The sequence below is a fragment of the Rhizobium bangladeshense genome, assembly GCF_017357245.1.
GTDB classification, from domain to species: domain Bacteria; phylum Pseudomonadota; class Alphaproteobacteria; order Rhizobiales; family Rhizobiaceae; genus Rhizobium; species Rhizobium bangladeshense.
Genome location: NZ_CP071616.1, coordinates 98,844 through 114,117 on the forward strand (window position 1 = coordinate 98,844; position 15,274 = coordinate 114,117).

The 15,274-nt window shown below is 60.0% G+C and carries 19 protein-coding genes and 1 pseudogene; 7 read left to right on the forward strand and 13 right to left on the reverse strand.

Features of this window, described 5'->3' with window-relative positions; all coding sequences use genetic code 11:
• The 6 genes from J2J98_RS28185 to soxR all read right to left on the reverse strand — a co-directional run bounded on the left by J2J98_RS28185 (window position 1) and on the right by soxR (window position 3,471).
• Entirely contained in the window at window positions 1–660 is a 660-nt protein-coding gene (locus J2J98_RS28185) for a glutathione S-transferase family protein (protein ID WP_138396984.1), read from the reverse strand.
• On the reverse strand, window positions 657–1,505 hold the full coding sequence (locus J2J98_RS28190) for an aromatic ring-hydroxylating oxygenase subunit alpha (RefSeq protein ID WP_064709434.1): 849 nt from the start codon (window positions 1,503–1,505) through the stop codon (window positions 657–659). Before J2J98_RS28190 ends, J2J98_RS28185 begins: the two co-directional genes overlap by 4 nt.
• A complete protein-coding gene (locus J2J98_RS28195) occupies window positions 1,502–2,143 on the reverse strand; it encodes a Rieske 2Fe-2S domain-containing protein (protein ID WP_207604130.1) in 642 nt (213 codons plus the stop codon). The genes J2J98_RS28190 and J2J98_RS28195 overlap by 4 nt, the downstream gene beginning before the upstream one ends.
• Window positions 2,144–2,274: 131 nt before the next feature.
• Window positions 2,275–2,568 (reverse strand): acylphosphatase, encoded by a 294-nt coding sequence (locus J2J98_RS28200; RefSeq protein WP_207604131.1) that lies wholly within the window; start codon window positions 2,566–2,568, stop codon window positions 2,275–2,277.
• A gap of 39 nt (window positions 2,569–2,607) precedes the next feature.
• Window positions 2,608–2,778, reverse strand: a complete 171-nt coding sequence (locus J2J98_RS30615; protein WP_246569492.1) for a UbiA prenyltransferase family protein — start codon at window positions 2,776–2,778, stop codon at window positions 2,608–2,610.
• A gap of 258 nt (window positions 2,779–3,036) precedes the next feature.
• Window positions 3,037–3,471: a redox-sensitive transcriptional activator SoxR gene (gene soxR / locus J2J98_RS28210; RefSeq protein WP_207604132.1), complete on the reverse strand. Its 435-nt coding sequence runs from the start codon at window positions 3,469–3,471 to the stop codon at window positions 3,037–3,039.
• An 85-nt stretch (window positions 3,472–3,556) separates the two neighbouring features.
• Between soxR and J2J98_RS28215 the strand changes: the two genes are divergently transcribed.
• A complete protein-coding gene (locus tag J2J98_RS28215; RefSeq protein ID WP_207604133.1) occupies window positions 3,557–4,279 on the forward strand; it encodes an SDR family NAD(P)-dependent oxidoreductase in 723 nt (240 codons plus the stop codon).
• Entirely contained in the window at window positions 4,276–5,322 is a 1,047-nt protein-coding gene (locus tag J2J98_RS28220) for an S-adenosylmethionine:tRNA ribosyltransferase-isomerase (RefSeq protein WP_207604134.1), read from the forward strand. The genes J2J98_RS28215 and J2J98_RS28220 overlap by 4 nt, the downstream gene beginning before the upstream one ends.
• A 526-nt stretch (window positions 5,323–5,848) precedes the next feature.
• On the opposite strand, the gene J2J98_RS28225 is transcribed toward J2J98_RS28220, so the two are convergent.
• The 3 genes and pseudogenes from J2J98_RS28225 to J2J98_RS28235 all read right to left on the reverse strand — a co-directional run bounded on the left by J2J98_RS28225 (window position 5,849) and on the right by J2J98_RS28235 (window position 7,786).
• Window positions 5,849–6,106 carry a BON domain-containing protein gene (locus tag J2J98_RS28225; RefSeq protein WP_138396991.1) on the reverse strand — a complete coding sequence of 86 codons (258 nt, stop codon included), beginning with the start codon at window positions 6,104–6,106 and terminating at the stop codon, window positions 5,849–5,851.
• A 329-nt stretch (window positions 6,107–6,435) separates the two neighbouring features.
• Window positions 6,436–6,746 (reverse strand): annotated as a pseudogene (locus J2J98_RS28230) (DUF982 domain-containing protein).
• A 104-nt stretch (window positions 6,747–6,850) separates the two neighbouring features.
• Window positions 6,851–7,786, reverse strand: coding sequence for a DMT family transporter (locus J2J98_RS28235; RefSeq protein ID WP_207604135.1), 936 nt, complete (start codon window positions 7,784–7,786; stop codon window positions 6,851–6,853).
• Window positions 7,787–7,872: 86 nt separating this feature from the next.
• Between J2J98_RS28235 and J2J98_RS28240 the strand changes: the two genes are divergently transcribed.
• From J2J98_RS28240 to J2J98_RS28250, 3 genes are all read left to right on the forward strand, one after another.
• A complete protein-coding gene (locus J2J98_RS28240; RefSeq protein ID WP_064711989.1) occupies window positions 7,873–8,352 on the forward strand; it encodes an Lrp/AsnC family transcriptional regulator in 480 nt (159 codons plus the stop codon).
• A gap of 411 nt (window positions 8,353–8,763) precedes the next feature.
• Entirely contained in the window at window positions 8,764–8,958 is a 195-nt protein-coding gene (locus J2J98_RS30620) for a hypothetical protein (protein ID WP_246569493.1), read from the forward strand.
• 103 nt (window positions 8,959–9,061) lie between these two features.
• Window positions 9,062–9,286 carry a hypothetical protein gene (locus J2J98_RS28250; RefSeq protein ID WP_064710027.1) on the forward strand — a complete coding sequence of 75 codons (225 nt, stop codon included), beginning with the start codon at window positions 9,062–9,064 and terminating at the stop codon, window positions 9,284–9,286.
• A gap of 211 nt (window positions 9,287–9,497) precedes the next feature.
• Here the strand turns inward: J2J98_RS28250 and J2J98_RS28255 are convergent, their stop codons facing one another.
• The 4 genes from J2J98_RS28255 to J2J98_RS28270 all read right to left on the reverse strand — a co-directional run bounded on the left by J2J98_RS28255 (window position 9,498) and on the right by J2J98_RS28270 (window position 12,963).
• Window positions 9,498–9,980: a DUF302 domain-containing protein gene (locus J2J98_RS28255; RefSeq protein WP_207604137.1), complete on the reverse strand. Its 483-nt coding sequence runs from the start codon at window positions 9,978–9,980 to the stop codon at window positions 9,498–9,500.
• A gap of 97 nt (window positions 9,981–10,077) precedes the next feature.
• Window positions 10,078–11,280, reverse strand: coding sequence for an MFS transporter (locus J2J98_RS28260; RefSeq protein WP_207604138.1), 1,203 nt, complete (start codon window positions 11,278–11,280; stop codon window positions 10,078–10,080).
• A gap of 91 nt (window positions 11,281–11,371) precedes the next feature.
• Window positions 11,372–11,872, reverse strand: coding sequence for a cupin domain-containing protein (locus J2J98_RS28265; RefSeq protein WP_207604139.1), 501 nt, complete (start codon window positions 11,870–11,872; stop codon window positions 11,372–11,374).
• A 194-nt stretch (window positions 11,873–12,066) separates the two neighbouring features.
• Window positions 12,067–12,963 (reverse strand): LysR family transcriptional regulator, encoded by an 897-nt coding sequence (locus J2J98_RS28270; RefSeq protein WP_207604160.1) that lies wholly within the window; start codon window positions 12,961–12,963, stop codon window positions 12,067–12,069.
• 180 nt (window positions 12,964–13,143) lie between these two features.
• Between J2J98_RS28270 and J2J98_RS28275 the strand changes: the two genes are divergently transcribed.
• Both J2J98_RS28275 and J2J98_RS28280 read left to right on the forward strand, forming a co-directional pair.
• Entirely contained in the window at window positions 13,144–13,974 is an 831-nt protein-coding gene (locus J2J98_RS28275) for a 3-hydroxybutyrate dehydrogenase (RefSeq protein ID WP_207604140.1), read from the forward strand.
• 29 nt (window positions 13,975–14,003) lie between these two features.
• Window positions 14,004–15,077, forward strand: coding sequence for a patatin-like phospholipase family protein (locus J2J98_RS28280; protein WP_207604141.1), 1,074 nt, complete (start codon window positions 14,004–14,006; stop codon window positions 15,075–15,077).
• The last annotated feature ends 197 nt before the right edge of the window (window positions 15,078–15,274 follow it).

The following is a 15,274-nucleotide window of genomic DNA, read 5'->3' on the forward strand; positions in this document are numbered from 1 at the left end:
TCACTTCCCCCCGTTGACGGGATGAGGGTCGGGCTTCAATTCGTGCAGCCGGTGGATGCCGGGCATTTCGATAAAACCTTCAAGGCTGCGGATGGCGCGCAGCCAAAGCCGGATGTTCGGATAGGGATCGAGCGAAATTCCGCCATCCGGCGCGAGCGCCACATAGGGAAAGCAGGCGATGTCGGCGATCGTTGCGCGGTCGGATGCCAGGAACCGCATGTCGCGGAGCCGCTGCTCAAAAAGCCCGGCTTCGAGTTCGCGCAGCGCCGCGACCCCCTGTGCCTGCAGGGACTCGATATTGCCCGGGCGCAGAAGCATCTGGTGCAGCCGTGCGCCGCCGAGATTTGTCGTCAGCCGATGCGAAAAAGAGAGCCATTGTTGCACGCGCGCCGTCTCCTGCGGCGCGTCTCTACCCAGCCAGTCGGGCCCGCTTTGGGCGGCGAGAAAGGCGAGCATGGCCGAGGATTCGGTCAGGACGAGTTCGCCATCCACCAGGATCGGGATGGAGCCTGCCGGATTTAAGGCCAGAAGCTCAGGACCGCGGTGTTCGAAGCCGGGATGGAAATCGACCGGCCGGATGTCCAGCTTGACACCGAGGATCGCAGCCATCAGGCGGATCTTGTAACAGCTCGGCGATAGAATGTAGTCGTAAAGCTTCATTGTGCGACCAGCTGCGCGCCATAGAGGTAGTTGTGGCGCTTCAGCCAGCGCCGGTAAGCGATCGATGTCATGTCGGCCCTGGTCGGGATTTCCATGCCGGGATCGAGCGGCAGAAGTGCCGGGATCTGGTTTTCGAGGATCGACCGATCCTGCAGGAAAATCATCTGCTGAAAATGGATGAGGTCTGTCATTGGCGTCACGTCGTCGAAGAGGGCCATCCACGGCCATACGTCACAAAGATCCTCCGCAAGCGGCTGGACGAACAGGGTAATGACATCCCATTCTCCCGGGCGGGGAGGGCAGGTCTTGTAAAGCACCGAGCAGGTCGGAGCCGGCACGCGGTACATATATTCAGTGGTAATTCCGCCCGTTGCCGACTTTGCAGCCTGCGGCTGGTAGAACTTCACCTGCGTCGCCCAGACTTCATCCTCCTTCTCGCGGATCTCCACCTTATAATTTTGAACTTCCGTATGGGGCTCGGCTCCGAGAATATCGGTATGGACGAAGGGAAAATGCGCGATGTCGAGGAAGTTCTCGACTGCTCTTAAGGGGGAGCAGCGCACCCGCACGACCCCGACGTCGACGAAGCGGCGGCCGGGCTGATCCGCTTCGGGAATGGCAAAAAGCTCCTTGGCGGGGGTCCCGAGAGAAGACCATACATGACCATAGCGGACGCGGACGGGCAGGGCACGTCCATCGCCCGATGTGACCCGCGCCGCGCCGTCAGACGTGCGTATCACCTCTATGGGCTCACCCATCAAAGCGGTCCTGCTTCCTGCCTCGGTGAGCCCGCTGAAGAGGCCGACCGGGTACCATTCGTCGATCATCGCGCCAGCCCCTTTCATGCGACATCCTTCTGGCCTGTTTCAGCCCGGCGTCGGACGGCTTCGGCAATGCGGGACGCCGTAACCCGATCTGCGACGCTGCGCTCCCGTTCGACCAGGACATGAATCAGAGTGCACCCGATCTGCGCCGCCGGCAGCAGACGGACCCAGGGACAGTCGGCGACTTGAATCAGCCCGTCCGCATCGGCTTTCCCTCCGGCTGCCGCTTCGATTGCCGCGATATCGGCGTTGAGCGTCAGCGAGCGTATTGGCACGAGATGATCTAGGCGTGGCGGCGACATTGCCGGTTCGTCGACCGCCACCCAGACAATGCCGTCAGATTCCTCGACCCGCTGAACAGCCACCCGAATCGTGTCCGGCGGCACGAGATCGGGATGGGCCGGGATACGAACGCATCCTCCCGCCGAAGAGTAGCTCCAGCCGTGATAGATACAGGAGAGCACTTCGCCTCGCACGAAGCCGTGCGACAACCGCATCCCGCGATGCGGACAACGGTCCGACGAGGCCGATGCGCGTCCGGATTGGCTACGCCAGAGAGCAATCGCTCCTAACGGGGTCCAGGCCGGGATGACGGTTGCCGGCGGCAGATCGGCAGAAAGCGCGACAGGCGTCCAGGAGCCGGCCGTATCGGAAGGCATGACGGTTATTTCCTCAATCTTGCCAGTGGCTTGACACTGCTGATGTAGCGCGGGTTCCCAACCTTTGCAATCTCAGTCTCTGAGGCTTGCATAAAAAATTCGCATTGGCAACAATGATTAAATAAAGGGCATCAGCTTAGGTGCTGCGCCGGCGGCGGTGTGTCTGTGGCATTTACAATCCTGCGCTGAATCTCGTCGACCCAGACGTCGATCGGCCCAAGTGAACATCCCACTTCCAACATGTCGATCAGCTCGACAGGTCCTGCGACCTCGAGTTCGATCCGTTCGGCGTCGGCATGCAGAAAACTCTGGGAGAGGCCGAGCTTATCGGCATGACGGCGAATCCACGGGACGAATGAGGCGGATCTTACGTCGCCAATGATCGTGATCCGTTCGCGTAGCTCGCTCTGCCGTGACCGTGTCATGTTATTCTCTTGCTCGTTCTGTGCTGACAGCATAGCGCTTCAATGCCGTTGCGAAAGGGCATGGGCAATCGAATACAGTGAATAGGCAATGCAGGACGCGGTCAGCGAGACATGTCCATAGCGCGCGAAACTCGTCCGGTAGCGCGTAAGCAGCCCCTTGCCATGTGACGCGACGATCTCGTCATATTCCGACAAGCGCTTGGCCGCCATAAGGAACAGCGCTTCCGAACCAATAGGCCAGGATGATCGATCCTGGCGGCAAGCTCGTTGGATCGATCATCGACCCAGCCGATCACCAGGCGGCTCGATTGTTGATCGATTCCGAGATGACGTCGACATGCAAATCTGGCTCACCCATCGCCGTGCCGCGTCGCTGGTAAATCGCCGTTGGGCGAGGCTCCGGCCTACATCGCCAACACAGGGGATGGCCTCTGTGTCGTCCAAATCAACGGTCGCGTCGAGGCTCATTCACCCCAGCCAATACCTCGCCCCCGGTCCCTTGCGCCCTGCCACATCGGCAGGGTTCGCCAAGCTGCATCGGTCGATCGACAGGCAGCCGCAACCGATGCATTCGCCAAGCCCGGACCGCAGGCGCTGTAACTCGGCTATGCGCTGGTCGATACGTCTTGCCCACGCGCTCGACAGCCGCGACCAATCCCGACGTGACGGTACGCGATCGACCGGCATCTTAGCGAGTTCGGCGCCGATCTCCTCAAGCGTCAGCCCGATACTCTGTGCAAATACGATGAAAGCGATCCGCCGCAATGCAGACCGGTGGTAGCGTCGATGTCCCGAGCCGGCGCGCTCGGATGCGATCAACCCACGCTCCTCATAGAAGCGAAGAGCTGATGAGGCAACGCCGCTGCGTCGTGACACGTCGGTGATGGTAAGCATCGAATCCATGCATAAATAAAACCACGAAGCTCTCTTGACTTCAAGTTCACTTGAACTTGTAGCAGTTACGCGTACCCATTGAAGGAGCACCGCAATGCTGGCGAATATCGATCTTCAAGGACTTCGTGTAGGGATCACTGGCGGCACTTCCGGCCTCGGACTGGCGCTTGTGCGGCAGCTTGCCGGGAAGGGTGCGAGCGTTGCCTTCGTCGCCCGCACCGCCGCGAATGTTGAACGCGTCGCAGCCGAGACGGGCGCGCATGGCATTGTCGCCGACATCGGCAAGAAGGAAGACATCTATCCGATCGCGATGCAGATCACTGCCAATCTTGGCGGGGTCGACGTCCTGATCAACAATGCATCGAGCCTCGGTCCCATGCCTCTGGCGCTTCTTGCCGATACGGAATGCGAGGAGCTGGAAGCGGCGGTCGTAGTCAACCTTCTCGGCATTTTCCGGCTGACGAAAGCTCTGTTCGGTGCGCTTGCCGCTTCCGCGCGCGAGGGCCGCGGCGCGCTGGTGATCAACATCTCCAGCGACGCGGCTGTCAACGCCTATCCCGGCTGGGGCGCATACGGCGCGAGCAAGGCAGCGCTTGCCCATCTGACGGCGATTTGGGACGAGGAGTCGAAATCAGATGGAATACGGTTTCTCGCGCCCGACCCTGGCGATATGGACACCCCGCTGCACGCGCTGGCGCTACCGGACGCCGATCCGTCGACCTTGAAAGACCCTGAGCTGGCCGCTGCCGAGATCATCGAAAAGATGCTCGACGCGTTGCCGGGTCACGATGTGCTTACCGCAGGAGCCCATGCGTGACCGCCGCTGAACGCCTCGATCCGCAACCGGCCAGGCTGCTCGTCGTTGAGGCGGATGGCACCATGAGTGACCTGCCGCGGGCTCACCTCGGGGCGTTATTCGAGCCTGGCGATCTGGTTGTCGCCAACGATGCCGCAACCTTGCCTGCCAGCCTGCACGGCACGCATCTCCGATGCGGAAAGGCGATCGAGATCCGCTTAGCCGGCTGGCTGTCACCTTCCGCTCCAGTCCGCTTCCTTGCGATCGCCTTCGGCTCGGGCGATCACCGCACCCGCACGGAAGATCGGCTGCCGCCCCCTGCGCTGTCATCAGGCGATCGCCTCCAGCTCGGCCCACTTGAAGCCGTCGTCGAGCGCGTTCTCGACCATCCTCGCTTTTTCGAGCTTAGCTTCCAAGGCACCCGAGCAGCCATGTTTGCAGGACTGGCGCAGCACGGCAGGCCGATCCAATATGCGCATGTTCCCGAGCCGTTGGCACTATGGAATGTTTGGACGAGAATCGCCTCGCAGCCGGTCGCGTTCGAGGCGCCATCGGCTTCCTTCGCGCTCGACTGGCGCACACTGCAAGTTTGGCGTCGGCGCGAGATCGGTTTTGCAACACTCACGCATGCCGCGGGCATTTCTTCCACCGGCGATCCCGCACTCGACTCGCGTCTTCCCTTCGATGAGCCGTACCACATTTCTGAAAGTACCGTCGCGCAGGTAGCGCGGGCGCAGCTCAGCGGCAGCCGCATCATCGCGATCGGCACCAGCGTCGTGCGCGCACTTGAAGCTGCCGCCAATCCCGATGGCAGCGTGCGTGCTGGCGATGGTATTGCAACAGGGCGCATCGCACGGGGCATTCCGCTCCGCGTCGTCGATGCGGTTCTCACTGGTGTCCACCAGCCCGGCGAAAGCCATTTCGAGCTGTTGCGCGCCTTTGCCGACGATGCCCTGCTCGCCGGCGCCTCCGCAGCTCTCACTGCATGCCGCTACCGTGCGCATGAATTCGGCGATTCCATGCTGCTCAATCGGCAACCACTGCTTTATCGGCGCGGACCTTAGATGGATAGAGCAGTTTGCATTGCCGTGCCTTGGCTGGCCCGCCGGCACTGAAGCGTCGCATAAGGCCGGTTGGAACATCGGCTCGCTCGCGCAAGGTGGTGCTCGGCGCCTCATGATCAATGGCAGGATCCAGCAGGAAGCCGACATGGAACACCTCGTCGCTGAGTAGATCTTCGATCTCTCGGCCGATCTGTCGTGCCTGCTGGGCGCAACAGTGAATTCTGGCCGCCGACCGGCCGCGGCGGCGACGAGTTCGCGCCGGCTCTCGGGGCAGCCCGGATTCTCGCGAATGGCCGGCGCCGGCGCTTCGGCTGAGAGATATGTTTGTGCCGGACCTTTGATATCGATACCCTGAAGATCAAGCGCAGGAATTGTCAGTAGATTTGCTGCCGACTAATGCTAGTCACGGCGGAGTTCGGGAGTCTCTCTGACCATGGGCAGAAACAAACTGCCATTGATCCATGAGGATCGTGAGTGGCCGCAGCATCTTCGGCTGGCGAAATCACGACACGGATAAGAAGGATTCTTACTGGGCTGACATGGTATCTGCCATTTCATCGGCGTCTCGCATCCGGTCATGCACGTTTTCGGGGCCGGCTATTGACGCGGCGATAGCCATCGCTTTCTGCCGATCCCCATAGTCGGCCACGTAACCCTCCAGCAGAACGCTTCTGCCGACCATGCTCACAGAGATCGATGAGCTTTCCAGTTCCGGTTCCGCTGACATGGCCGCCTGCACGCTCGCAAGCTGATCGTGGGCGAGGTTTTCCGGCTCGAATGTCATGACAGTCCTCCTTCTCAATGCGAAGGAAACAGCAGGGAAGACGATTTAGTTCGGTGCCGGGACTTAGGTCCTACGACCGTTCCAATGCAACTTCTGCGATGCTGACCATCAGGGCTTAGTAGCGCGGGTCGTGGACCAGCATCTCCAAGATCGCTCCCGTGAGGAAATCCATCCAAGCCTTAGGGTGGAGTTTGCGAGCCTCCCTGACCGCGGGCAGAAACATGCCGCCACTCATTCATGAGGACTTGACGGTGACGGACCAAGACGCTCGCCTAGCTGATCCCAGAGTGCGAGTGGCCGGAGCCGATCAAGGAGGTTGCGCTCGTGACTTATCTGCGAACTGGCGAGGGTAGGTGCAGTCGTCGCGCCCGTCCACCCTTCTGGACGACGTTCATCGTGACTATGCCTGCCTCATCGGCCGCACGCAAAAACACTTCCCGGAATTGTTCTGGCGCAAGTTTCCCGCCGAGTGCGTCGACGCAGGCTTTCACGGCCGCGATATATTCGTCCCCGTCATTCCGAGGCCAGTCCCTCATCAGGACGCGCGCTGCATCTCCCAGAGTCCGTACGATCCTGCGTGTCGCTGGATCACGCAGAGCAAGTCCGACCGGCGGGAATGCCGACGATGTATCCAGCACATATTCCCGCTCCAACGCACCGTGCACTGCGTTTCCTGCCTGTAGTATAACCGCCCGCACGTTTTATACCTTGGAATTTGAAAAACTGCGAGGGGAACTGCTTGGATCACGGAGAGGCTAGCCTTTGAGTGGAGCCTCGCGGCGTGTTGAACGCCGCCATGGCCGCACAGACACCGGCAAGCTGCAGCGCCGCGCCGATCGTCTCGGCAGGAGATGGCAACCGCCCCTCGAACATGAAGCCATAGGCAAGGCCGAAGACGGTTTCGGCAACAATAAGCTGGGCAGCGAGAGCTAGCGGCAGATGGCGGGAGGCAACCACCCAGAACAAGGTTGCGAGCCAAGAGCCGGCCAGCCCCATCACCAACGCCCAGCCGACGAAGCGCAAGACGTCGGAACCAGAGACCGTATCGGCCAGATCGAATGAAGCCAGCGGCAACAGCAGAGAGCTGCCGATCGCCGCACCGATGCCCTGCAATCCGGTCCATTGCAGTCCGCTCGGCGCTTTGGGCGACCGCATGACGGCCGCGTTGAGCAGCGCGTAGACGATCCAGATCACCAGCGCCACGGAGCTAGCGAGGATGCCGAGTATGATCGAAGTCGTAGCGGCAAGGTTGACCGCGTTGATCGTTGCGACGTTGACGACCGCCACCCCGATCATGATCATTGCCAATGGTAGGGCAAGAGCTTGCCACGGTGCGGATCGGTCCCGAAGGTTGGCAATGATCGCCAGGAACACCGGCATTGTGCCGATGATGACCGGCGGGATGGCGGCGCCGGCAAGTTCCACGGCGAAAGCGGTACTGACAAAATACCCCACATAGCCGCCTCCACCGAGAAGCAAGCCGGCCAGGAGCTGGGGCGGTGCCAATCCAACGGGCCGAAACCGCCGATCAATCATCAAGAGCAGGCAGGCGAAACCGAAGATGCCATAACGGGCGATGGTCAAATCCCATGCCGTGAAAGGCGCAATGGTGCGCGGAGCGACAAAGGTCAGTCCCCATAAGGCGCAGGTGGTGAGGCCAGCGATAATCCCCAGCAGCATGATCATCTCCTTTCTGGAGCGATCATGCGATGTGACCTGCCGATTTTATATAGCAATACAGAGGATCGGCGGCTATTCTGCCCGCTATGTCCAAGGCCAAAGCACCTCAAAACCTTCAATCTGAAAATTCAACGCTGGACGGCACCGATGCCCGCATCCTCGCTGCGCTCGATTGCGATGCCCGATTGTCGATGAGCGAGCTTGCCCGCCTTGTCGGCATGTCCGCGCCGAGCGTATCGGAGAGGGTTCGTCGGCTGGAAGCCGCCGGCGTCATACGAGGGTTCACCGTTGACGTCGACACCCGTGCGATCGGCTATCAGATACGGGCCATGGTGAGGATCAGGCCGCTACCCGGCAAGCTGCACCTGGTCGAACGGCTGATTCAGGAGCGCCCGGAGTTTGTCGAGTGCGACAAGATTACGGGCGACGATCCATTTCTGGCGCGCCTGGTCGTGCATTCCATCGAGCAGATGGACGATGTTCTTGAAGCCCTCTCGGAACACGCGGTCACCAGCACGGCCGTCATCAAGGGCACATCCGTCAAACGGCGGTTGCCGCCCCTCTAAGCGCCCCGGCCGTCTGGTCTGCAATATCGCCAGGTAAAGCCGTAGACGGCTTTCGACTATGCGTCGACGAACGTACGTCATTTGCTACTTCGCACCTGCGGTAATTGTCATACGATTTAAAACGCTAAATTATAACAAAAATCAGTTGCTTACTCGGAGTTTCTCGACTACGTTTTTTACAGAGGAGTTCCGAAACACACCGCCCTTGCCGACGATACTCAGCGGTCGTTTGATCGCGCTTGAGGAGGATGATGACGTTGTTTGTCCGACTTCGTTTCTTCGCAATGGCGCAGCGAGTGCGTGATCTCGTCTCGATCCGATACGGACCTGCGACGGCAAGCTGAGGCGTCGTAAACCCTTTGTTCCACTATTCTAAGATGGTGCTCCCATGTGGCGCGCCAGAGGTTTGTTATGCAAAAGCAAGCTGTCGTATTCAATGGTCAGGAAGTCGGGATCGCGGTCCCTGTCGAAAACCGCCTCAAATTCATCGCTGTCCGCTTCAATGTCATCGACCTGGACAACAGGCTCTTCAACACGGTTATCGAAATCCGGCGCGCCATCACAGAGCATCTGGCCTCCAGCGGTCGTGCGATCATCTCGCACTGAATGGCAGGAGATATTCTTCAACGTCACGGCAAAAACTGGGATTGCAGGCTCACTTATGAAACCCTGCAAAGCTGCCGCGTTCCAACTTGTGGGGAGATGAGGAATGTTGATCACGAGCGTCCAAGAAACAGAATGGGCGGTGCTCTCGCTGTCCGTTCAATCTTGGTTTAGGCACTACAAGGCCAAACCGGACGACAAGACATCGGAAATAATCTGCAGCGCGGCAATCGACCTTTTCAATCGCGGCCATCGCACCCAGGAGGAACTCACCAGTATATTAATCGCGCAGTTCCCCCTGATCGCGCCTGCGCCCGCAGCCCTCCAGTAATCGATCCGCGGCACTGGGCACATCTCGAATCCCAGGGCACTCGAAACCGATACGAGACCAGGAAATCTAGAAGGCACTGGATGACGCTTCTCTATTTGCGGGGTTGGGTCACGCCTTTTTCGTATTTCGGCGGTGGCCTCAGTTCTTGACCGAGGCGACCTGGGCATAGTCGCGCTATGCCCGATCCCATTGCTTCTTCATTGCTGCAAGCTCATTGACGGACCGGCTCTGTCACCGCTTTGATGACCTCGGATGCCATCTTGAACTCCTTGCCGCGGCTGGTGATGCCATGGCGCCGCGCGATCCAGTCGAAATCCGTATAGGCGACACGGACGGTTCCATCCTTCGTTTCGTAGACGAGAACTCGGACGGGCCAATCGAGCCCGGCCACTGGATTGGCGGTGATGAACGTCGTTCCGAGCGCCGGATTGCCGAACAGGATCAGCCGCGACGGGCGGACCTTGTTGCCGGCGGCAGCACCGAGTGCTGCTTGATCGATGTCGTCGAACAGCGTGATGCCCTTCTCTGCGACGTTGCCCTTGATCTTTGAGACCGTCTCGTCGACCGAGTAGCGACTCTTTAGAACAACGACACCGTCCCGGGCACCTGCCTGGACGATAGTGGCCGGTGCCGACAGAATTATTCCTGCCACTGAAAGCGCGGCCACGAAAAATAGTCTGATCGTTTTTTGCATGTCATTTCCTCCTTTGGGTTGTGTCTGCATTCAAAGTCGTCGCCGGCTTCCGCATGGAAGGGGCGACCCCTATTCCGGCTACCACGGAAGTTGGGATCTATCGGTGCGGGGCGCTTAGCGAACCCGCGAGCAGCATTGCTGCCCCGAGAGCTGCGATAAGCACGTAGACGGATGCGTTCCAGCCGACGTGATCGTAGACCTGACCAAGAACAACACTGCCGGCCATGCCTCCGGTATAGTAGGATGCGAGGTAGATGCCGCTCGCGCCAGCCTTGTCGCTCCTGGCACGTTGACCGACGACGCCGGTTGCCATTGCCTGCGCGAGGAAGGTGCCGACCGCCACCAGTGTCAAACCGATCAGGATGACCGGTAAATACGCACTGAGAAGCGCCACGAGTCCGACGATGGCGATCGTAAGCGTCAGCACGATTCCGGTTGCCGGCCCCAGAGCGCTTGCGAGCCTGCCGGCGAAGGGCGTGGTGAAGATCGACGGGAGGAAGACGAGATAGACAAGGCCGAGCGCCATCGGTCTTACCCCGAGCGCGACAATCCGAAAGTTGACATAGGTGTAGGTGCCGATGAACACGAGGAGGATGAGGAAGCCGATACCAAAGACGCGGCGGAGTTCCGGATCGGCAAGATGTCCGCCCCAGATGCGCATGGTGAGGTTCCCGCGATCACCGCTCCGTATCATGCTGGCCGTTCTTTTGAGCGTGAACCAAACAAGGGCGGCGCCGAGGAGGTTGAGGGCGGCAAACACCAGAAAATTTAACGAGAGGCCGCCAATCCCTGCGACGGCAGCGGAAAGCATGCGGCCGAAGAGGTTGCTGGCAACATTGCCGGTGACATAGGCGGCCAGGGCCGCGGAGGCCTTCCCCGCGGAGAAATGCTCCGACAGATAAGCGGCCGTCAGCGTGAACGCCGTCGACATGCAAAGCCCCTGAAGCACTCGCAGCGCGGCAAAGATGATGATGTTGTCGGTAAATGCCAGAAGCGTCGTTGGCACGGACAGGATCGCGAGGCTCACCCAGATGCCGTTGCGCCGGTCCAGGCCACTGCCGAAGAAGGCGACGAGCAGGCCGGCGAGTGCCATACCGAAAGTGCTGGCGTTGACGGCAAAACCCATCGCCGCGCGGCTGACCTGAAACCTCTCGACAAGGGAAGGCAATACGGCTTGCGCCGCAAAGAGATCGACCAAGGTCAAAAAGGCGATGAGCGCGATCAGCCCAAAGCGCCAACTGTCGGCGTGAATGGTCCGCTCTTGAACGGATGCCGTGATTGGTTGTTCGAAATCGGTCATGCTTGTTCCTCCAGGGATGCACGGCGTTTCCCTGCCGGTGCGAGGGAAACGCCGGCGAGCGATAGGGCTGCCTCAGATGAAAGGGCAACGGTTACATCGCCGCGTCGTCGTTGTGCATTTCCGGGCTCAATATGTCGGAGGAATAAAGCACGGCTGGAGCCTTGCCATTGTTCTTCCACCAATGGGAAAGATGCCCAAACTCGGCGGTCACCTCGCCCTTCTTGTGCAGGATCGGCACCTTGCAGGTGCTGCTGTATTCCGTGATCGAGCCGGAGATGATCAGGATATTGGCCGGGCGCATCTCGTGCGAATGCCAGGGAACGATGCCGCCTGGCTGCACGACGAGCTTGCGCATGCGCAGCATGCTTCCCTTCCATGCCTCGCCCTTGGACGAGAGATCGATTGTCTTGACGACGCTGTCGGTGACGCCCTTCGGCATCATCGGGCCAGGCTTCATGCCATCTTCAGTAACCTGATCAGCCGGGCATTCGCCCGCGAGGGCGGACGTGGCCGGCAGGCCGGCGCCGAGGGCCACTGCAGCCAACGCGAGAGCGGCGAGGGAAATGCGGTCGGTTTTCAATACGGGCTTCATCAGCGGTTTCTCCTTGTTGGAGCCCGGCGAGGACGGTGCCGAGCATGTGAGAAGACTGGCGGAGCGCCGATCGAAAGAGAAATGCCAGATGATTTTGATTTCGATAGCCGCAAGCTATTGTCAGCTGCGGCGAAAACACCGAATGCCCGGCGGCGTGCCAGGCTGTGCTCCCAAGGGTCGTGACGACACGGCCGTCAGTGCGAACGGCTCGACGCTTTCGCCCAGCCGTAGGATTTCACGGCGCCGACAAAGACTGACACCGCCGGGGAGAAGCGTCGGCCCGCCACCGTCACGAGACAGACCTCGCGCGAGACTTCCGGCTCAGCGACAGGTCGCACCTGCAAGCCGGGGATGACGGCGCTGTATTCGGGGATGAAACAGATACCAAGGCCACCGGCGACCAGGTTCTGGATCCAGTCCTCGCGCTCGCTGGAGTAGGAGACGAGGGTCTTTACGCCTTGTGCGTCGCAGAGATCCGTGAGGTAATCCCAGTATTCGCAGTTCACACGACGCAGATAGATCTCACCGTCGATGGCCGCGATGGGAATGGCGTCATATTGGCCGAGGCGGTGGCCGGCGGGGAAAGCGAGCATGAACCTCTCGCGAAAGAGCGAGGTCACGTCGAAGCGTTCCGGAAAGCTCGTTGCCGTCGACATCAGCGCCACATCAATTTCGCCAGTCTCGAGCAGATCGGACAATCGGGCGGGCACGCCCTCGATCAGTTGCAGCTGAATTCCCTTGTGGCGCATGTTGAAGTCGGTGAGGAGGCCGGTGAACCGGCGCGGTCCGATCGTGCACATAATGCCCACCTTGAGCGGTGCTTCACTAAGACAGAGAAATCGCGAAGCCTCCGTACGCACACCCGTCAACTCGTCCTGGATCTGCTGGAATCGTGGGCGAAGAAGGTTGCCGAGATCCGTTATGTGAGTGAGATTGCGCTCCCGGCGGAACAGCAGTCCGCCCACCTCATCCTCCAACTGCTGGATGGCGCGACTGAGAGCTGGCTGAGTAACATTGCACTTTTCGGCCGCACGCGTGAAGTTCCGCGTTTCACACACCGCCAGGAAATACCTTATATGGTGAATATCCATCGCCGCCCCCGGCATGAATTCTATTTGCAATGCCCTCAATATTCTCCGCGGGCGGCATTCTCCTCCAATGCAATGGATTTATCAATTCCATACCAGACTGGCATTTCTAAAGCGAAGCTCCGTGGACCATTCTGATTGCAAGACGCCAGACGGCGTAGTCGATCGTAGTGGAGAGCGGATATGCTGAACGCCTTTGATCCCATAACTGATACTCTCGTCGGCCGCAGGCCCTTGGAAGGGCGTAGCGCCATAGTCACTGGCTCGACCAGCGGGATCGGCCTTGGCATTGCACATGCGCTTGCAAGGGCGGGGGCCGCCGTGATGTTGAACGGCTTCGGCGACCCTGCCGAGATCGAGATGCTGCGCGAGGGCATTGCCACCGATAACGATGTCGACGTTGCCTACGACGCCGCCGACATGTCGAAGCCGGAAGCGATCCGCATGATGGTCGAGAGGGCGGTCGCCCGTTTCGGGCAGGTGGACATCGTCGTCAACAATGCCGGAATCCAGCATGTTTCGCCGCTCGGAAAGTTTCCGCCTGAAAAGTGGGATGCCATACTTGCTATCAATCTTTCCTCAGCCTTCCATCTCGTCCAAGCGACGTTCGACAGCATGTGCGCAAACCGCTATGGCCGGATCGTGAACGTCGCCTCCGCCCATGGATTGGTCGCGTCCCCCTTCAAATCCGCCTATGTGGCGGCCAAACACGGCATTGTCGGCTTCAGCAAGACGATCGCGCTCGAAGGCGCGGAATACGGGGTGACATCCAATGCGATCTGCCCCGGCTACGTCTGGACGCCGCTTGTCGAACACCAGATCGAAGATCAGGCGAAGTCGCATAAAATTCCCAGGGACGCGGTGATCCGCGACGTCTTCCTGAAGGACCAGCCGACGAGGCGCTTCGCCACTGTCGAGGAAATGGGCGCGCTTGCGGTCTTTCTCTGCAGCGACCTAGCCGGATCGATCACCGGGACGGCGATCCCGGTCGATGGCGGCTGGACCGCGCATTAATCCATCATTCGACAAAAGGGGTGGAGATCATGAATAAGCATGTGGCAACAGAACCCGGGATGCAGTCGGATTCTTCGGTTACCAAGCGCGAGCCGCGAACGATCAATCTCGCGCTGCAGGGCGGCGGCGCCCACGGCGCCTTTACGTGGGGAGTGCTCGACCGGCTGCTGGACGAGCCGAGCCTTTCATTTGAAGGCATTGTGGCGACCAGCGCAGGCGCTATGAATGCTGCGGTCGCAGCCTATGGCCTCGCCGAGGGCGGGCGCAGCGGAGCACAGACCGCGCTGGCAAATTTCTGGCGCCGCGTCAGCCATGCAGCCGCATCCGGACCCTTGCAGCCAACCCTGCTCGACCGCCTGACAGGTTCCAAATCGTTGGAATTCTCGCCGGCCTTCATCATGTTCGACCTGGTGACACGGCTGATGTCGCCCTACCAGTTCAACCCCTTCAATTTCAATCCCCTGCGCCAGGTGCTGGAACAGTCGATCGATCTGGAGGCAATCCGGATGGCACGCTGCCCTGTCAAGCTCAGCATCTGTGCCACAAACGTTCGCACCGGCAAGGTAAAGGTATTCGGGAACGACGAACTCTCGATCGATGCCATCATGGCGTCAGCCTGTCTGCCATTCTTGTTCCAAGCGGTGGAAATCGGAGGGGAAGCTTATTGGGACGGTGGCTATATGGGCAATCCCGCGATCTTCCCGCTGATTTACGGCTGCGACACGCCCGACGTGATCGTGGTTCACATAAATCCGATTGAACGAACGGAACTGCCGCGCACGGCTGGAGAGATTCTCAATCGAATCAATGAGATCAGTTTCAATTCGTCATTGCTGAGGGAAATGCGGGCCGTGGCCTTCGTTACACAGCTGATCGATACGGCAGCGACGCCGCCTTCCAATCTCAAGCGCATTTTCGTGCACGGTATCTCAGACGACGAGGCGATGAAAAACCTCAGCGTCGCGAGCAAGCTGAACGCCGACTGGGGAGCGCTCATGGACTTGAGGGATCGCGGCCGCCGATGCGCTGACCTCTGGCTGGAAACGAATTACCAGGATATCGGCAAACGATCGACCGTGGACGTCCGCGAACGCTATCTCTGATCCTCGGCTATCTCAGAAAGTCCCGCCTCCCGCCTGCAACTTGAGCCCCCGCCTCCGGCGGGGGTTTTTTGTCGTGAGGATCAGCCGCGACGCATAGAGACAGCGTATCGAAATCATGCAGAGACAGCATTTCAGGTGAAGGCTGACTTCTGGGAAGGTGAGGACAGGCAAGCCGATGGTGGTTTGACCTCACGCAA

Coding starts and splice junctions, on each gene's coding strand:
- J2J98_RS28185 (WP_138396984.1), bottom strand. CDS start 660: ATGAAGCTTTACGACTACATTCTATCGCCGAGCTGTTACAAGATCCGC.
- J2J98_RS28190 (WP_064709434.1), bottom strand. CDS start 1,505: ATGAAAGGGGCTGGCGCGATGATCGACGAATGGTACCCGGTCGGCCTC.
- J2J98_RS28195 (WP_207604130.1), bottom strand. CDS start 2,143: ATGCCTTCCGATACGGCCGGCTCCTGGACGCCTGTCGCGCTTTCTGCC.
- J2J98_RS28200 (WP_207604131.1), bottom strand. CDS start 2,568: ATGACACGGTCACGGCAGAGCGAGCTACGCGAACGGATCACGATCATT.
- J2J98_RS30615 (WP_246569492.1), bottom strand. CDS start 2,778: ATGGCGGCCAAGCGCTTGTCGGAATATGACGAGATCGTCGCGTCACAT.
- soxR (WP_207604132.1), bottom strand. CDS start 3,471: ATGGATTCGATGCTTACCATCACCGACGTGTCACGACGCAGCGGCGTT.
- J2J98_RS28215 (WP_207604133.1), top strand. CDS start 3,557: ATGCTGGCGAATATCGATCTTCAAGGACTTCGTGTAGGGATCACTGGC.
- J2J98_RS28225 (WP_138396991.1), bottom strand. CDS start 6,106: ATGACATTCGAGCCGGAAAACCTCGCCCACGATCAGCTTGCGAGCGTG.
- J2J98_RS28235 (WP_207604135.1), bottom strand. CDS start 7,786: ATGCTGCTGGGGATTATCGCTGGCCTCACCACCTGCGCCTTATGGGGA.
- J2J98_RS28240 (WP_064711989.1), top strand. CDS start 7,873: ATGTCCAAGGCCAAAGCACCTCAAAACCTTCAATCTGAAAATTCAACG.
- J2J98_RS30620 (WP_246569493.1), top strand. CDS start 8,764: ATGCAAAAGCAAGCTGTCGTATTCAATGGTCAGGAAGTCGGGATCGCG.
- J2J98_RS28250 (WP_064710027.1), top strand. CDS start 9,062: ATGTTGATCACGAGCGTCCAAGAAACAGAATGGGCGGTGCTCTCGCTG.
- J2J98_RS28255 (WP_207604137.1), bottom strand. CDS start 9,980: ATGCAAAAAACGATCAGACTATTTTTCGTGGCCGCGCTTTCAGTGGCA.
- J2J98_RS28260 (WP_207604138.1), bottom strand. CDS start 11,280: ATGACCGATTTCGAACAACCAATCACGGCATCCGTTCAAGAGCGGACC.
- J2J98_RS28265 (WP_207604139.1), bottom strand. CDS start 11,872: ATGAAGCCCGTATTGAAAACCGACCGCATTTCCCTCGCCGCTCTCGCG.
- J2J98_RS28270 (WP_207604160.1), bottom strand. CDS start 12,963: ATGGATATTCACCATATAAGGTATTTCCTGGCGGTGTGTGAAACGCGG.
- J2J98_RS28275 (WP_207604140.1), top strand. CDS start 13,144: ATGCTGAACGCCTTTGATCCCATAACTGATACTCTCGTCGGCCGCAGG.
- J2J98_RS28280 (WP_207604141.1), top strand. CDS start 14,004: ATGAATAAGCATGTGGCAACAGAACCCGGGATGCAGTCGGATTCTTCG.